Source organism: Microbacterium oleivorans (assembly GCF_023715745.1).
Lineage (GTDB): Bacteria > Actinomycetota > Actinomycetes > Actinomycetales > Microbacteriaceae > Microbacterium > Microbacterium oleivorans_D.
In genome coordinates this window covers 653,979-669,558 of the sequence record NZ_JAMBOV010000001.1, presented here as the reverse complement: position 1 = coordinate 669,558, position 15,580 = coordinate 653,979, and the positions used below count along the sequence as shown (strand labels likewise).

The 15,580-nt window shown below is 71.4% G+C and carries 15 protein-coding genes; 5 read left to right on the top strand and 10 right to left on the bottom strand.

Annotated features, from left to right (window positions below; translation table 11 throughout):
* Positions 1 to 47: 47 nt before the first annotated feature.
* Entirely contained in the window at positions 48 to 1,718 is a 1,671-nt protein-coding gene (locus tag M3190_RS03090; protein WP_251578196.1) for an ABC transporter substrate-binding protein, read from the bottom strand.
* Positions 1,719 to 1,867: 149 nt separating this feature from the next.
* Here M3190_RS03090 and M3190_RS03085 point away from each other — a divergent pair, with 149 nt between their 5' ends.
* The 3 genes from M3190_RS03085 to M3190_RS03075 all read left to right on the top strand — a co-directional run bounded on the left by M3190_RS03085 (position 1,868) and on the right by M3190_RS03075 (position 3,879).
* Positions 1,868 to 2,731 carry a spermidine synthase gene (locus tag M3190_RS03085; RefSeq protein ID WP_251578194.1) on the top strand — a complete coding sequence of 288 codons (864 nt, stop codon included), beginning with the start codon at positions 1,868 to 1,870 and terminating at the stop codon, positions 2,729 to 2,731.
* A gap of 88 nt (positions 2,732 to 2,819) precedes the next feature.
* Positions 2,820 to 3,347 carry a hypothetical protein gene (locus M3190_RS03080; protein ID WP_251578192.1) on the top strand — a complete coding sequence of 176 codons (528 nt, stop codon included), beginning with the start codon at positions 2,820 to 2,822 and terminating at the stop codon, positions 3,345 to 3,347.
* 43 nt (positions 3,348 to 3,390) lie between these two features.
* Positions 3,391 to 3,879 carry a SprT-like domain-containing protein gene (locus M3190_RS03075; RefSeq protein ID WP_251578190.1) on the top strand — a complete coding sequence of 163 codons (489 nt, stop codon included), beginning with the start codon at positions 3,391 to 3,393 and terminating at the stop codon, positions 3,877 to 3,879.
* On the opposite strand, the gene M3190_RS03070 is transcribed toward M3190_RS03075, so the two are convergent.
* Positions 3,866 to 4,525, bottom strand: coding sequence for a 2-phosphosulfolactate phosphatase (locus M3190_RS03070; protein WP_251578188.1), 660 nt, complete (start codon positions 4,523 to 4,525; stop codon positions 3,866 to 3,868). The two genes, M3190_RS03075 and M3190_RS03070, sit on opposite strands and share 14 nt — an antisense overlap.
* Complete coding sequence (locus M3190_RS03065) at positions 4,522 to 6,981, bottom strand: beta-glucosidase (protein ID WP_251578186.1); 2,460 nt, start codon at positions 6,979 to 6,981, stop codon at positions 4,522 to 4,524. Before M3190_RS03065 ends, M3190_RS03070 begins: the two co-directional genes overlap by 4 nt.
* A gap of 89 nt (positions 6,982 to 7,070) precedes the next feature.
* On the opposite strand from M3190_RS03065, the gene M3190_RS03060 reads away from it, so the two are divergent.
* A complete protein-coding gene (locus M3190_RS03060; RefSeq protein ID WP_251578184.1) occupies positions 7,071 to 7,574 on the top strand; it encodes a hypothetical protein in 504 nt (167 codons plus the stop codon).
* A 57-nt stretch (positions 7,575 to 7,631) separates the two neighbouring features.
* Here the strand turns inward: M3190_RS03060 and M3190_RS03055 are convergent, their stop codons facing one another.
* The 6 genes from M3190_RS03055 to M3190_RS03030 form a co-directional block, all read right to left on the bottom strand.
* Positions 7,632 to 9,101, bottom strand: coding sequence for an FtsX-like permease family protein (locus M3190_RS03055; RefSeq protein WP_439957998.1), 1,470 nt, complete (start codon positions 9,099 to 9,101; stop codon positions 7,632 to 7,634).
* Entirely contained in the window at positions 9,098 to 9,859 is a 762-nt protein-coding gene (locus M3190_RS03050) for an ABC transporter ATP-binding protein (RefSeq protein ID WP_251578182.1), read from the bottom strand. Before M3190_RS03050 ends, M3190_RS03055 begins: the two co-directional genes overlap by 4 nt.
* Before the next feature lie 104 nt (positions 9,860 to 9,963).
* The gene (locus tag M3190_RS03045; protein ID WP_251578180.1) at positions 9,964 to 10,605 is read right to left on the bottom strand and encodes a response regulator; all 642 of its coding nucleotides are present in this window, start codon (positions 10,603 to 10,605) and stop codon (positions 9,964 to 9,966) included.
* 19 nt (positions 10,606 to 10,624) lie between these two features.
* On the bottom strand, positions 10,625 to 11,788 hold the full coding sequence (locus M3190_RS03040) for a sensor histidine kinase (RefSeq protein ID WP_251578178.1): 1,164 nt from the start codon (positions 11,786 to 11,788) through the stop codon (positions 10,625 to 10,627).
* Positions 11,789 to 11,847: 59 nt separating this feature from the next.
* On the bottom strand, positions 11,848 to 12,795 hold the full coding sequence (locus tag M3190_RS03035; protein WP_251578176.1) for a diacylglycerol/lipid kinase family protein: 948 nt from the start codon (positions 12,793 to 12,795) through the stop codon (positions 11,848 to 11,850).
* A gap of 67 nt (positions 12,796 to 12,862) precedes the next feature.
* On the bottom strand, positions 12,863 to 13,321 hold the full coding sequence (locus M3190_RS03030; RefSeq protein WP_251578174.1) for an Lrp/AsnC family transcriptional regulator: 459 nt from the start codon (positions 13,319 to 13,321) through the stop codon (positions 12,863 to 12,865).
* A 117-nt stretch (positions 13,322 to 13,438) separates the two neighbouring features.
* Here M3190_RS03030 and M3190_RS03025 point away from each other — a divergent pair, with 117 nt between their 5' ends.
* On the top strand, positions 13,439 to 14,848 hold the full coding sequence (locus M3190_RS03025; protein ID WP_251578172.1) for a DUF6421 family protein: 1,410 nt from the start codon (positions 13,439 to 13,441) through the stop codon (positions 14,846 to 14,848).
* Between the two features lie 42 nt (positions 14,849 to 14,890).
* Here M3190_RS03025 and M3190_RS03020 read toward each other — a convergent pair whose 3' ends face one another.
* On the bottom strand, positions 14,891 to 15,535 hold the full coding sequence (locus M3190_RS03020; RefSeq protein ID WP_251578170.1) for an Atu4866 domain-containing protein: 645 nt from the start codon (positions 15,533 to 15,535) through the stop codon (positions 14,891 to 14,893).
* Positions 15,536 to 15,580 lie beyond the last annotated feature (45 nt).

Here is a 15,580-nt window from a genome sequence, read left to right as displayed (position 1 = left end):
ATCTCCCGCCCCGCACCGGTCAGGCGGCCGAAGCCACCCCGATCGGCTTACTTCGTGAGGACGATCTCGCTGAACACCTCATCGTTCACCGGGCTCGCCGGGTAGCTCTCGACGCGCGGGTCGAAGGCCAGGGTGGGAGCCGGGTGGGCGAGCGGGACACCGGGGATGAACTCGGCGACCTGCTCGTTGATGTCTGAGTAGACCTGCGTCTGCTCGTCGAGGTCCGCGATCCCGCGGGCGTCGGTGAGAGCCTCGAACAGCTCGGGGTTGTCGAAGCCCCACTCCGCTGACTTCTGGCCGAAGAAGACGCCCAGGAAGTTGTCGGTGTCGTTGTAGTCGCCCGTCCAGCCGAGCAGGTGGATGCCGTGGTCCGTGCCGCCGGTGATGAGGTCGAGGTATTCGCCCCACTCGTTCGACTGCGGCGTGGTCTCGACGCCGACCTCGTTCAGCTGCGACGAGAGGACGGTGAAGATCTGCTCGGGGTCCGGCATGTACGGACGCGAGACGTTGACCGGGTAGTTGAAGGTCAGCGTGAGCGGATTGGACTCGTCGTAGCCGGCCTCGGCGAGCAGCTGCTTCGCCTTCTCGGGGTCGTAGTCGTACGTCGTGACGTCGGCGTTCCAGCCGTTCACGGTCGGCGGCATGAACTGCGTCGCCTTCTCGGTGCCCTCGGGGAGGACCTGCGAGATGAGCGCATCCTTGTCGACCGCGTAGGAGAGCGCCTCACGGACCTTCGGGTCCTGCAGCTCGGGGACCGCCTGGTTGAAGGCGAGGTACAGGATCGTGAACGGCGGACGCGACACCATGGTGTAGCCGTCCTCTTCGAGAGCGGCCGTGTCGGCGGGGCCGACGAGGTCGTAACCGTCGATCGAGCCGGACTCGAGCGCCTGGCGGCGTGCGGTCGGGTCGTCGATCACGCGGAAGATGATCTCGTCGATCTGGCCGGCGTCGCCCCAGTAGTCCTCGTAGGAGCTCAGCGTCAGCTGCTCGCCCGGCGACCATTCGTCGAACTTGTAGGGGCCGGTGCCCACGGGGTGGCCCATCGCGTACTCGCTGAGCGTCGGAGCCTCGGCGGTGCCGCCGACCTCATCCGCGCTGTACTCCTCGAGAGCGGTCGGCGACTGCATCCCGAAGGCGGGGAGCGAGAGCGCCGCGACGAAGCCGGCGAACGGCTTCTTCAGGGCGATGGTGACCGATGTGTCTCCATCCGGGGTGCAGGAGTCGTAGACGGCGGTGTCGGGGCTCGACGCGTAGCCCTTGAAGAGCTTGTTGTAGTAGTAGCCGAGCGCCTCGCTGGCGGCCAGGCCCTCCCAGTTGTACCAGCGGTCGAAGTTGAAGCAGACGGCCTCCGCGTTGAACGGGGTGCCGTCGTGGAAGGTGACGCCTTCCTTGAGCGCGAAGGTGTAGCTCAGCGAGTCGTCCGAGGTCTCCCACGACTCCGCGAGCAGCGGCGCCGGGTCGGCCGTGCCGGGCTCGGTGCCGACGAGGCCCTCGAAGATCTGACGCGAGACGCGGAAGGTCTCGCCGTCCTGGGCGAACGCGGGGTCGAGGCTGGCCGGGTCGGCCGACGCGCCGAAGACGAACGTGCCGTCGACGTCGGCCGCGCCTTCGCCCTCGCCGCTCTCGCCGCGCTGACTGGCGCACGCGCTGAGCGCGAGCGCACCGATGACGAGGGCCGCGGCGCCCACGACCACCCGCTTCCTGGAAATGGGGAGCATTGCTGTGCACCTTCCGATGAGGCTCGTCGGCAACGCGCCGGGTGGGCGGCGCTGCCGAAGGGATGCCGCTGACGCTACCTGCCGCACTGCGGGCAAGCGGTTACATCTGCATCTCGATCGTGTTTCTTCCTGCGGGCTACCGTAGACGAATGGCCCGCTCCCGCGACCCGATCGACCCGCCTGTCGCGAGACTGTCCGACGGGCGGCAGGCGCGCATCGTGCCCGGCCGCTTCGCCGGCGGCTGGGAACTCATCGTCGACACGACGCCGCAGTCGCACGTCGACCTCGACGATCCGTCGCACCTGCACTTCGAGTACGTCGCCCGCATGGGCGCCGTGATCGACCAGATCGGGATGCCGGGCGAACCCCTCACTGCCGTGCACCTCGGCGCCGGTGCCATGACCCTCCCCCGGTACGTCGAGCACACGCGTCCGGGGTCGCGTCAGCAGGTCATCGAGCTCGAGCAGGCGCTCATCGACCTGGTCCGCGAGCATCTGCCGCTCCCGCGCACGGGGCAGCTCCGGGTACGCATCGGCGACGCGCGCGACGTCGCGGCACGCCTGCCGGCGGGCGTCGTGGGCAACGCCGACCTCGTCGTCTCGGACGTCTTCGCCGGTGCGCAGACACCCGCGCACATCACGAGCGTGGAGTATTACCGCATCCTCGCGGGGCTCCTCGCCCCCACCGGCATCCTGCTGGTGAACATCGCCGACGGCAGCGGGCTGGCCTTCGCGCGGCGCCAGGTCGCGACGGTGCGGTCGGTGCTCGAGCACGTCGTGCTGCTGGCCGAGGTGCGCACCCTCAAGAGCGGCCGATTCGGCAACATCGTCATCGCCGCGTCGCCGGCGCCGCTGCCGATGGACTGGCTGCCCCGGCTCATGGCGGCGGGGCCGCACCCGGCGAAGGTCGCCCACGGCGCCGAGCTCGAGGCGTTCGCGCGCGGTGCGCGGATCATGACGGATGCCGACGCCACCGCGTCGCCGAAGCCCGCGGCATCCGTCTTCGACCGCTGAGGCCACGACGCGCGGCGCGCCCTCAGCCGATTCCGGGCACCGCCCGGCGACACTGGAGGCACACGTCGCTGGGTGGGAAGGAATGGCCGTGGGCTTCATCAAGGGATACGACCCGGAGACACTCCGAGAGATCGTCGACCTCGACGAATGCCAGGCTCGGCTCGTCGAGCTCGGCGAGCAGCGCAGCCTCGCGGCGATGCTCGAGAAGGTCTGGCTCCTCAAGGTCACCGGGCGTCTCGACGACGCTCTCGTCGTCTCGGAGGAGTCCGTCCGCCTCGCGCGGATGGCCGGCACGCGCAAGGACCTGCTGCGGGCCCGCATGCTGCGCGCCACCGTCCAGCAGTTCCGCGGCGCGTACGCGGCGGCGATCCACGAGCTCAACACGTGCGTCGAGGAGGCCGAGGGCCAGGGCTGGGCCGCGGTCGCCGCGTTCGGCTGCCAGCACCGCGGCAAGGTGCACTTCGACGCGGGAGACGACGCCTCAGCGCGGGCGGACTTCAAGAAGGCGCTCTTCCTGCGCCAGGAGGCCGGTGCCCCCGAGGAGCAGCTGGAGTCCACGCTCCTCGCGATCGACGCCGTGGACCGGCGCCGCAACCGTTCCACGGTCGCGAGCTGAGCCGTTACGGGCGAGTGTCGTACATCCGTTCTATCGTGCTGGCATGAGCGATCTCATCGACGTCCGCCGCGAGGCGGAGTCCCTGCTGGGGCAGCTGCTCGACGACTCGTGGAGCTTCGCCTTCGACAACGCGAAGCGACGCGCGGGCGCGTGCGACTACCTGCGCAAACGCATCACGCTCTCGCGCTACCTGGCCGTGCGGTACGACGCGGAGACCAACCGGCAGACGATCCTGCACGAGATCGCCCACGCGATCGCCGGCGCCGCTGCGGGCCACGGCGCGGATTGGAAGCGCGTCGCACGCTCACTCGGCTACACCGGCGGGGTGACGCACCGCGGTGAGACGGCGACGGAGCTCGCCCCCTGGGTCGGGGTGTGCCCCGCCGGTCACGTCGCGTACCGGCATCGCAAGGCGACGCGCGCGACCTCGTGCGCGCGCTGCGCACCGACCTTCGACCCGCGTCACCTCATCACGTGGCGACGCCGGGAGATCACCGCCGAGACCCGACGCGCGGCCCTCACTCCGCGCTGACCGCCTCGTACGCGCGCCACACGCCGTCCCGCAGGACCGGCACCGCGTCGTCGGCGTCGTGGACTGCGGCGGCGAGCACCTCGGCGCGCCGGTCGACCTCGAGGAGCTCCTGCCCCGATCCGCTCGCCGTCAGCAGGTGTCGGACGGCGGAGCGCAGGCCGCGGAACGACTCGGACGCCGCGGCCGCCTCCGGCGAGGAATGGTCGAGCCCGAGCGCCTCGAGGGCGGCGAAGACCGCGCCGGCCCCGAGCTGGTCCTCGACGGAGAATCGGAGCATCGCAGCATCCTTCGGTCCGGAGAGCTCCCCCGCGGCGATCACGTTGACGCTCGTCCGCGCAGCGCGGCGGTTCTGTTCGGCCAGCACCGCACGGGCGACCGCCGTCGCATTGCGAAGGCACCCCAGGAAGACGACCGCACCGGCGTCGGCAGCCGCGGAGGCGACGGCGGCACCGTTGCGGGAGACGGCGTGCGCGGTGTCGTCGTGCGGTACCGCCTCGCCGCCGGCGACCTGCGCCGACACGGTCGACGAGAAGCGCAGCACGTCGACGACCACGACGACGTCGGCGGGGGCGAGCCGGCGGAGGCCCTCCTGCCCCCAGTCGAAGCGCAGCTGGTAGCGGGACTGGTCGAACGGGCTCGCGGTCATCCCTCCAGCGTACGAGCGTCGACGACCGGCTTCAGCGCCACAGCGAGCCGCAGCACATTCCGCGCCGTGCGCTGCAGCTCACCGCGGGTGATCCCCTCCGCCCGGGCGAGGGAGTCGAGGATCGTCGTGTCCGCGTACGCCTGCGGCGCACCGTCCTTCTTCACGCCGCCCGGCATGAGGACGTCCACCTGCGCGCGGACCCGGTACGCGTTGTCCTCGAGGGCGGGGAAGTCGGGGTCGACGGACTCCTCGATCCACCAGTCGGTGATGACGGTGCCCTCATAGCCCCACTCCTCGCGGAGGACGACCGTCACGAGGTCGTGGTGATAGTGCGCCCACACGCCGTTGATCTGGTTGTAAGAGGTCATGATCAGGCGGGGCGCGGCCTCGCGGACGCAGATCTCGAAGCCGCGCAGGTAGATCTCCCGAAGGGCCCGCTCGGAGACCCGCGAATCGTTGCGGGTGCGATTGGTCTCCTGGTTGTTGGCGGCGAAGTGCTTCGGGCAGGCCGCGAGCCCGGCACTCTGCACACCTCGCACGACGGCCGCGGCGATGCGTCCCGAGACGACCGGGTCCTCGCTGAAGTACTCGAAGTTCCGGCCGCACAGCGGGTCCCGGTGGATGTTCATGCCGGGGCTCAGCAGGACGTCCGAGCCCTTGCGCAGCATCTCCTGCCCGTGCAGGGCGGCGAGCTCCTCGATGAGGGCGACGTTCCAGGTCGAGGCGAACGCCGTCCCCGACGGCAGCAGCGAGGCGTACGCGGACAGCCGGATGCCGCTCGGACCGTCGGTCGTGGTGATCGGCGGCACCCCCTTGGCGCGCAGCGACTCGGACACCCCGCCCAGCACTCCGGCGTTGCCGGCGGCTCCCAGCGGGCTGTCCATCGTGACGTCGCCGCGGGCGAGCAGTGAGAGCTCCTCGTCGCTGAGCTGCGCGACGAAGTCATCGAGGGACGCGCCGCCGCGCGCGACGTCGGAGAGATCGATACCCCGGTCCCCCGTCGGCGGGATCTCGGCGGGCAGAGCGGAGAGGATCCGCTCTGCCCGTGAGACCGTGCGCCGGGGCACGGTCTCACGGGCGATGACGGCGGAGCCGTCGGCGGCACGGGCGAGCGTGAGGCGCTCGAAGGCGTGGACGGGGGCGGCGACCTCGGCGGCGGTGCGCACCACCCGGGTCTCGGGCACCTCGAACCCGGCGACGCGCGAGGCCGAGCGCACGTCGGTCCCCACGAACACGGGGTACGCGCCCGCCTCGAGGACCCACGCGTTCCGGGTGCCGGTCGCACCGCTGTCGTCGTACGACGCGAGGTCGTCGAGACGCACTCCGAGGCGGATCGTCTCGCTCTGCCCCGGCGCGAGCAGCCCCGTCTTGGCGAACGCCGCCAGCTGACGGGCGGGCTTGCCGAGGGCTCCATCGGGGGCACCGGTGTAGACCTGCACGACCTCCTTGCCGGCGCGCTCCCCGGTGTTGGTGACGACGACATCGAGGGTCAGGGTGCCGGCGTCCGTGGTCGACGTCGCCGACAGGTCGAAGGTCGTGTACGACAGACCGTGTCCGAAGGGGAACAGCACGCGGTCGGGCGCGAACGTCTCGAAGTAGCGGTAACCGACGAAGACGTCCTCCGCGTAGACATTGACGTCGAGGCCGCCGAAGTTCGAGGAGCTCGGGTAGTCCTCGTAGCTGCGCGCGATGGTGTCGGTGAGCTTGCCGCTGGGCGTCGATTCGCCCGCCAGCACACCCGCGACCGCGCGGGCGCCCTCCATGCCGCCCTGCCAGGCGAACAGGACGGCGCTGATCCGGTCGCCGTAGTCGACGATCCACGAGAGGTCCATCACGTTCCCCGCGTCGATGACGACGACGACGCGGTCGAAGTGAGTGGTGACGGCGTCGAGGAGGGTGCGCTCCGCCGAGGTCAGGTAGTAGCTCCCGGCCTCGAGGATGCTGTCGCGCGCCTCGCCGGCCGCGCGACCGATGGCGACGACCGCGGTATCGGCGCGAGAGGCGGCGGCTGCGACGTCGACGTCGTCGATCGGCATCTCCGGGAAGTGGTGCGGCCACTGGCCCCAGTTGGCGGTGAACACCGGACGGTTCTCGGCGCACCAGGTCGAGTAGACGGTCGCGAGTCCGTCGTCGACGCGGACGCCCGCGTCGCGGAGCCCCGCGAGCAGGTTCCAGATGTAGGGCACCTTCACGTCGCCGCCCGAGCCGTACCCGACGGCGAACCAGTCGACCTGGACCCGGCCGAACACGGCGACGGCGCGCTCGCCCAGCGGCAGGGTGCCGTCGTTGGTCAGGAGTACGACCCCCTCGGCCGCGGCCGTGCGCGCGATCTCGGCGAGCGCCGGGTCGAGGGTCGGGTCGGTGTCGAGCAGCATCGACGAGATCTGCGCGACGGACTCGACGGGGGCGAGGGTGTGCGAGCGGTCGCCGGATTCGATGGCGGGTTCGAGAGGCATGGGGGTCTTTCGCGGAGTCGCCGGAGCGAGGAGGGCCTGAGAGCGCTCCCAACGTATCCGGTACCACGGAGGAATGCGAGAGTGGACGCATGCGGATCCTCCTCAAGCTCGAGCTCGACTGCACCGCCGACGCCGCCTGGCGCGCCCTGCACTCCCCGCGCGCGGTGACCGAGCTGTACGGGCCGCTGCTCGACATGGGTCCCATGGCCGCGGCGCTTCCGACCTCGTTCGAGCCTGGAGCCGACGTGCCGGTCGAGATCCGCGCACTCGGCCTCATCCCGGTCGGTCAGCAGCTCATCCACGCGAGCGACCGGTACACCGAGGACACGAACGGTCCGGTGCGGATCTTCCGCGACAGCGGCATCCCCCTCACCGGTCCCCTCGCAGCCCTCGACGTCTGGGACCACCAGATGGCGGTGAGCCCTCTGCCGGGCGATCCGTCGAAGACGCTGTGGCGCGACCGCCTCACGATCGGCGGCCCTGCGGCGCTGCCCCTCTGGCCGCTGCTGTGGGCGGCGTGGCAGTACCGCGGCATCCGCCTGCGTGCGCTCGCGCCCACGTGGTCCTACGACCCGCCCGCTGCCGAGGCCTGACGAACGGATGCCGCCCCTCCCCGTGACCCGGACAGATCACGCGGAGGGGCGACGGTCTCACTCCGACAACGCCTCGACGGGAGCGGTGCGCGTCGCGATCCGCGTGGGGGCGACCGCGGCCGCCAGGGTCAGCGCGGCCGTCGCCACGACGACGATCGCCACGGGAAGCCAGGGGACGGCCGGCGCGACGAACGTCGGCGACATCCACAGCGGCGGGACGGCGACCGACCCGAGGAGCGACTGCGCCGCGACCCAGCCGTAGAGGACACCCATGGTCAGGCCGAACAGCAGCGCCGTGACGGTGACGTGGGCAGCCTCGATGAGCACCATCCGACGGATCTGCGCCGACGTCAGCCCGAGCGCGCGCAGCAGACCGAGCTCGCGCTTGCGCTGGACGACACCGATCGTGAGGAGGTTCACGAGGCCGACGGCGGCGATGACCGCGCTGACGGCGACCAGGCACATCATGACCGTCGAGAACACGTCCATCATCTCGTTGAAGGACGGGTCCGGCTCGCCGCCGCCCGAGGCCGTGACGAGGGCCTTGGCGGATTCGGCGGCGACCGCGAACATCACGACGAGCGCGACACCCATGACGACGCCGATGGCCATGCGGCTCGAGCGCTCCGGGTAGCGGACGGCGTTCTCCGCCGCCAGCCGCGCGGTGACGGACCTCCCGAACAGGCGCCCGGTCGCTCGCAGGAGCGGAGGCATGATCGAGACCGCGCTGATCGCGACGGCCGTGAAGCTGAACAGACCGCCGAAGAAGGCGACGAGCACACCGACGGGGCTGAGGAGACCGAGCAGCAGCCCCCCGCCGAGGAGGAGGGCGCCCAGCGCACCCAGCACGATGGCCGTGGTCTTGCGACCCCGACCCTCGGCGATCTCCTCGCGGGAGCGCTCGACGGACCCGCCGAGGGCCTCCAGGGGCGTGACGGTGAGCACGCGTCGCGACCCGGACCAGGCAGCGACCCACGTCGTCAGGGCGACGGCGATCGTCGGGAGGAGGAGCACCGGCTGCACGGGCGACCAGTCCGACGTGACCCCGAGGGCCCGATCGAGGAAGGGAACCGCGGGAAGCATCGCGAGGGTCGTCGCACCGAGCCCGAGGAGGGCGCCGATCGCGCCGACGGTCAGTCCCTGCCGCGCGACCTCGCTCCGCTGCGACCGGGCGGTCGCGCCGATCAGCCGCAGGAGGGCGATGCGCCGGGTGCGGCCGGCGATGATGGTCGAGAACGTGTTGGCCGTCACGATGGCGGCGACGTAGACGGCCACGGCGAGCAGGATGCCGCTCAGCAGAGCCAGCACGACGATCATCGTGTCGGATGAGCCGTACATCGGGTTGGCCCTGAGCACCGCGGAGATGTACCCGGTCGCGGACAGCAGGACGACACCGAAGGCCGTCGAGATGGCCGAGACGAGGATCGTCGCGCCCATCCCCCGCTCCCGCAGCCATGCGAGACGGGACGAGCGGGCAGCGCCGGGCACGGTGGCGACGGCGGCGGCCGGAGCGGTGAGGGTGGTCACGCCGTCACCTCCGTGCTGAGCATGTGGGCCGAGATCTGCTCGGCGCTCTGACGCGGCTTGTCGGCGACGATGCGCCCGTCGCCGAGGAAGAGCACGCGGTCGGCGTACGACGCCGCGACCGGGTCATGGGTGACCATTGCGATGGACTGACCGTGCTCGGCGCTGGCCGCAGCCAGCAGCGAGAGGACCTCGCGTCCGCTGCGGGAGTCGAGGTTGCCGGTCGGCTCGTCGGCGAACACCAGGTCGGGAGCGGTCGCGAGGGCGCGGGCGATCGCGACGCGCTGCTGCTGACCGCCCGAGAGCTGGTGCGGGCGGTGTCGCAGGCGGGGCCCGAGGCCCAGGGTCTCGACGAGACCGTCGATGCGCGTGCGCTCCTGCGAGGTCGGCCGGCGGCCGTCGAGGTCGAAGGGCAGCAGGATGTTGCCGATCGCGTCGAGGGCCGGGACGAGGTTGAAGGACTGGAAGACGAAGCCCACCCGGCGCCGGCGCAGGATCGTCAGCTCGACGTCGGAGAGGCCCGTGATGTCGGTGTCGCCGATCCAGACGCGGCCGGACGCCGGGGCATCCAGTCCGGCCATGATGTGCATGAGGGTGGACTTGCCCGAGCCCGAGGGCCCCATGATCGCGGTGAACTCCCCGCGGCGGATGCCGACGGTCACGTCATCGAGCGCGCGGACGATCGACTCGCCCCCGCCGTAGGTCTTGGTCAGGTGCTGGACGCGGGCGGCGAGGCCCAGGTCGGTGGTCGTGATCTCCATGCCTCCGACGCTACGGAGCAGGCCATCCGCGCCGCGTCGGCCTGACGGCGCCTCCGCATACATCGCGAGGATGATCCGGCATCCGCCATCGGGGCGGCCGCGCGTCAGGCCAGACCGTGCTCGAACGCGAAGACGACGAGCTGCACGCGGTCGCGCAGGCTGAGCTTGGCGAGGATGCGACTGACATGGGTCTTCACGGTGGCCTCGGAGAGGAACTCCCGCGCCGCGATCTCGGCGTTGGACAGCCCCCGCGCCGCGAGCTGGAAGATCTCGCGCTCGCGGTCGGTGAGGGAGCCGAAGGACGGCGGGACCGGTCGGGTCTGCTCGCCGAGCGACGCGAACAGGTCGCGGGTCGCTGCGGCGGCGATGACGGACGACCCGGCGTGGACGGTGCGGATCGCCGCGAGCAGGAACTCGGGATCGGCGTCCTTCAGCAGGAACCCGCTCGCCCCGCGCTGGATGGCGCGTGCGGCCGCCTCGTCGAGGTCGAAGGTCGTCAGCATGACGACCTTGGGCGGATCCGGGTCGGCGAGCAGCGCCTCGGTCGCGGCGAGGCCGTCCATCACCGGCATCCGGATGTCCATCATGACGACGTCGGGGCGGGTCGCGCGGACGACCTCGATGGCCTGCGCGCCGTCGGAGGCCTCGCCGACGACCTCGAGGTCGGGCTGCGAGGCGACGACCATGCGGATGCCGGCGCGGAAGAGGGCCTGGTCGTCGACGAGGACGACGCGGATCGGGGTCATGCGGGGTCTCCAGAGGGGATCATGCGGCGGGCGCGCCGATCGGCAGCGACCCCGACACGAGGAAGGACGAGCCGGCCGGCGCGGCGTCCAGACGGCCGCCGATCAGCTGCGCCCGCTCGCGCATGCCGATGAGCCCGTGCCCGGGGGCGCGCTTCTCGCCCGCCGGCGCGGCGACGAGGTCGTTGCGCACCGAGAGATCGACGCGGTCGGGATGCCACGCGAGCGCGACGTCGACCCCGCCGTCGCCGCCGTGGCGGATCGCGTTGGTCAGGGCCTCCTGCAGGATCCGGTACACGGCGAGCTGCACCGACGCCGGAACCTCGGCCGTGGGAGCGGGGTCGACGTCGACGCGCAGCGGCGTGCCCGCCGCCCGCACCTGCGCATACAGCTGCTCGAGGTCGGCGAGCGTCGGCTGCGGCCCTTCGGCCTGCGAATGGCGCATCTGAGTGAGCAGCAGCCGCACGTCCGACAGCGCCGCGCGCGCCGTCGACGAGATGGTGCCGAGGGCGTCGGACTGCGCCGCCGGATCGGATGCCGCGGCGTACCGCGCACCATCGGACTGCGCGATGATGACGGCCAGTGAGTGCGCGACGATGTCGTGCATGTCGCGGGCGATGCGCGTGCGCTCCTGCTCGGCGGCCGTCTCGGCCTCGGCGCGCGACTGCGCCGCACGATTCGCCCGGGCGCGGAGCGCCGTGCGGGCGAGGGCGCCCGCGGTCCAGGAGAGACCGAGCGCGAAGAGGGCGGCCAGCAGGACGAAGATCAGGGTCGGGATGTCGGACAGCGAGCCCGTGCCGAGGAACGCCCACCGGAAGAGGTAGGCCGTGATCGTCCCGGCGCCGAGGACGACGGAGGAGAGCCCCAGCCAGAAGACGCGGCGGGATCCATAGGCCGCCGTCGCGTACAGGACGGCGAAGATAGCGATGTCGGCGAAGCTCGGACCGCGGCCGAACCCCATCTGCACCACGGCGCCGACCCAGGCGACGGCGAGGGCGAAACCGGGCGAGAACCGTCGCAGGCCGAGGGCGCCGGCCATGAGGAAGACGACCGGGATCGCCGACCACCCGCCGACGGGTGACGACATCGTCCCGGTGTTCAACTCGTACGGCAGCGCCACCAGCGCGAACAGCACCGCGACGGCCGCATCGACGGCGGCCTGATAGGGGCGGAGCTTGCGGAACACTCCCCCGACGCTACGCGGTCGGGCCCGTGGCGGCATCCGCCCCCGGATGTATCCCGTGGTCAGTCGCGCTCGGCGGGGAGGTAGACCCGCAGCCCGTCGGGCACCGCGCGCACCCGCATCCGGAACCCGTCGGCGCCCACCTTCTCGAGCTCGCCGTCGTGCACCCAGATGTCCGGGGCGCTTCCGGCGCCCACCTCGAGGATGAAGTCGTCGTCGAGGATGCGTTCCAGATCGGATGCCGGGGGCATCACCCGGAGTGCGCGGAGGACCTTGACGGTGTTCTTCCCGAAGGCGAGCGACGCGACGGCCCGCAGCCGTGAGCCGCGCGCGTGATGCACACGGACGTCGATGACGGCGTCGTGCAGCGTCGCCCGCTGCATCGTCGCGATCCGCTCGGGGTCGTTGCGGCCCACCCCGGCGAACACCGACCACACCCGGGCCCGCTTGCCGCCGCGCGCGACGTCGACAGGGTGCGCGCCGTGGACCTCGCGCCAGGCGGCCACGGCGCCGCCCCACCACTTGCCGAGACTCGTGCGGCGCTCGCGCTCGGCGAGGAACTCGGGGTAAGCGCCGAGCGAGACAGCGTTGAGGACCGTGATCGGCTCGCCGCCGTCGACCGACACCTCGGCGACCGCGACGGGACGCACGTGTCCCGCCGCATACGCGTCGAGGCCGGCGTCGACATCCTCGATGCCGGCCGATCGTGCGAAGTGGTTGAACGTGCCGTTCGGGAGGACGAGCAGGGTGAGGTCGTGGCGACGGGCGAGGTGCGCGGCGCGCGAGACCGATCCGTCGCCGCCGAGGATCGCGAGGACCTGGGGCGCGTGATCACCGGCCACGGCCGCTGCGACGACCTCGTCGAGAGTCTCGTCCTCATTCAGACGGTGCACGGTGGCACCCGGCATCCGCCGCTGCACATCGGGGACGCGGTCGGGCCGCCCCAGCGAGGCACCCGACCGAGCGTTGGCGACGACGAGGACCTCGGAACCGATGGGGGTGTCGCTCATCCCGCCACGCTAGGGGGCGCCCTGCGCCCCGCGCCTCCCCTTGACACCCCGGCGGGCGGCGACAGCGTCAGGCCGGGGACAGGGGGCGGTGCTCGAAGAAGGTCTGCAGGACGACGGTCGTGCGCGTGTTGACCGAGGCGGCGGAGCGGATGTCGCGGATCAGCCGCTCGAGGTCGCGCGGGGTGGCCACGCGCACGAACAGCATGTAGGCCGCGTCGCCGGCGATGGAGTGGCATGCCTCGATCTCGTCGAGGTGCGCGATGAGTTCGGGCGCGTTGTCGGGCTGGCCGGGATCGAGCGGGGTGATCTCGACGAACGCCGCGAGCGGCTTGCCCGCGACCTCGGGGTCGATGACCGCGCGGTAGCCCGCGATGAGGCCGCGCGCCTCGAGGCGGCGGACCCGCGCCTGCGTCGCGGAGACCGAGAGTCCGGCGACCGCGGAGAGGTCGGCGAGCGTCGCCCGGGCGTTGGCCGACAGGGCCGCGATGATGGCGGTGTCGGCGGTGTCGGTCTCGTCTGCGGCCACGCTCCGACGGTACCGCAGACGACATCGCATGGGATCCTTCCGGTCAAAGTCTCGAAGTGCAGGAAATATTCTCGTAGTATCGTCAGGAAACCGTGAGGAACCGATAGGAGGTCCGCCATGAGCACCGTCATCACGTCGACGATCATCGGAATGCCCGAGGTCGTCGAGGACGCCCGTCAGGCGGAGACCTCCGCGGCCTGGACGATGCTGCGGGATGCCGCGACCGCCCTCCAGGACCTGCAGATCGCCGACGGCTCGGTGCCCGAGGCCGTCGACCACGACGCCGCCCGCGGTCACGTCGAGGCGATCACCGCCGGCATCCGCTCGCTCGCCCCCGCCTTCCCGCATGATGCGGACTACCTCGAGGCGAGCGTCCGGGACTTCGAGCGCTGGGTGTCCGAGGGCTTCGGCGTGCCCGACTTCCTCGACTCGCTCGTCGCCTTCCAGCCGCAGGAGCACCGCATCGACGGGCTCCGCCACCTCGTCGTGTTCCCGATGTACACGCAGAACGGCACCCGCGACCGCAAGGTCGAGGCCGTGCTCGTCGAGACGATCTGGCCGGAGTTCATCGCCGAGCTCGAGCAGACCTACACGAACCGGCTGTTCGTCTCGTTCCGTCTGCTCGACTTCACCCCCGGGTACGACACCAACTCGGCGGTCCTCTTCCCCGAGACCGTCGCCATGCGCGAGATCCCGACGTTCACGTGGGGTGCGATCTTCCAGGACCGCGAGGCGGCGCGCTACCGCCGCGTCGTGCGGGCGGCATCCGAGATCACCCGCCTGGAGCTGCCCGAAGCCGCCGCCCGGCTGCTCGACGATCAGCGGCTGGCGGAGAAGACCTTCGTGATGTGGGACCTCATCCACGACCGCACCCACATGCGGGGCGACCTGCCGTTCGACCCGTTCATGATCAAGCAGCGGATGCCGTTCTTCCTGTACTCGCTGGAGGAGCTGCGGTGCGACCTGACCGCGTTCCGCGAGTGCGTCGCCATCGAGAAGGACCTGTCGGCGAAGGCGCAGCTGACGGATGCCGAAGCCGAGATGCTCGAGCACGCGGGCCTCGTGCAGTACGCCGTCCTCTTCGATCGCATCTTCCGCTTCGCGATCACCGGCACCCGCGTCCGCAACTACGACGGCCTCGGCGGTCAGCTGCTGTTCGCCTGGCTGCACCAGCGCGGCGTCCTGCACTGGACCGACACGTCGCTCGCGTTCGAGTGGGACCGCGTCGCCGACGCCGTGATCGCGCTGAGCGACGCGATCGACCGCCTCTACTGGGAGTCGATCGACCGCCCCAAGGTCGCCCACTGGCTCGCCGCCTACGACCTCGTCCGCCAGACGGTCACCCCCCACCCCGCCTCGCAGTGGGCGCGCGGCCTCTCTGACGAGATCCTCGCGGGATCCCCGAAGGGCTACACCGACGCCGTGATGGACGACGAGTTCCCGCTGTCGATGTTCTTCGAGGCCCTCGAGAAGAAGATGCGTCCCGTCATCGCCGGCGTCGCCGGCATCCGGGCCACCGACGCCTGATCCGCCGGCGGCCGGCTCCGGGGGGATGCCGGCCGCCGCGGATCAGTGCACCGGGCGGAGGACGAAGCCGGCGTGATGGAGGACGTCGCCGTGGAACTGGCCGAAAGCCCAGAATCCGGTGTCGTCGAGATAGGTGACCCGATCCCCGTCGATCCAGTAGCGGCCCGTGTAGGCGTCACGACGGCCGCCGCGCGTCTCCGTGTACCGTCCGTTCGACAGCAGGTGCTGCGTCATATCGCGGATGGTGTCGCGGTAGGCGCCCAGCCTCCCGTCCGCGGAGACACCCGAGCCCTCATCCTCAGGCCGCACCGGCACGCCGTCTCGGACCAAGACCGCACCGTCGACGACCACGGCACGAAGCTGCCGTGGGTGGACGACGAGCTGATGGCGGATGCTGCTCGCCGAGACGGAGCCGGCGACGAGGGCGAACGAGGCCGGGTTGCCCGGAACGAGGTCGAAGGCATCGGATGCCGGTGGTTCCGCCTCGTCGAACACCGTGTCGACCAGGAGCGGAACGACCGACGCCCCCGAGCCGTCGATGCGTATCGGGTCCGGTGCGGCCCGGGCGACGATCCGCCCGCCCTCGGTGGCCAGATCTCCCGTCCTGACGTGTTCAGGGCTGACATGGACGCGCGCATCCGTGATCACCAGGGCGGGGATCGCGGTGTCGGTCGCGGTGTTCGTCATACTCCCAGTCTCGCCGAAGGGCGCCTCCGCAGAAGGCCGCGTCAC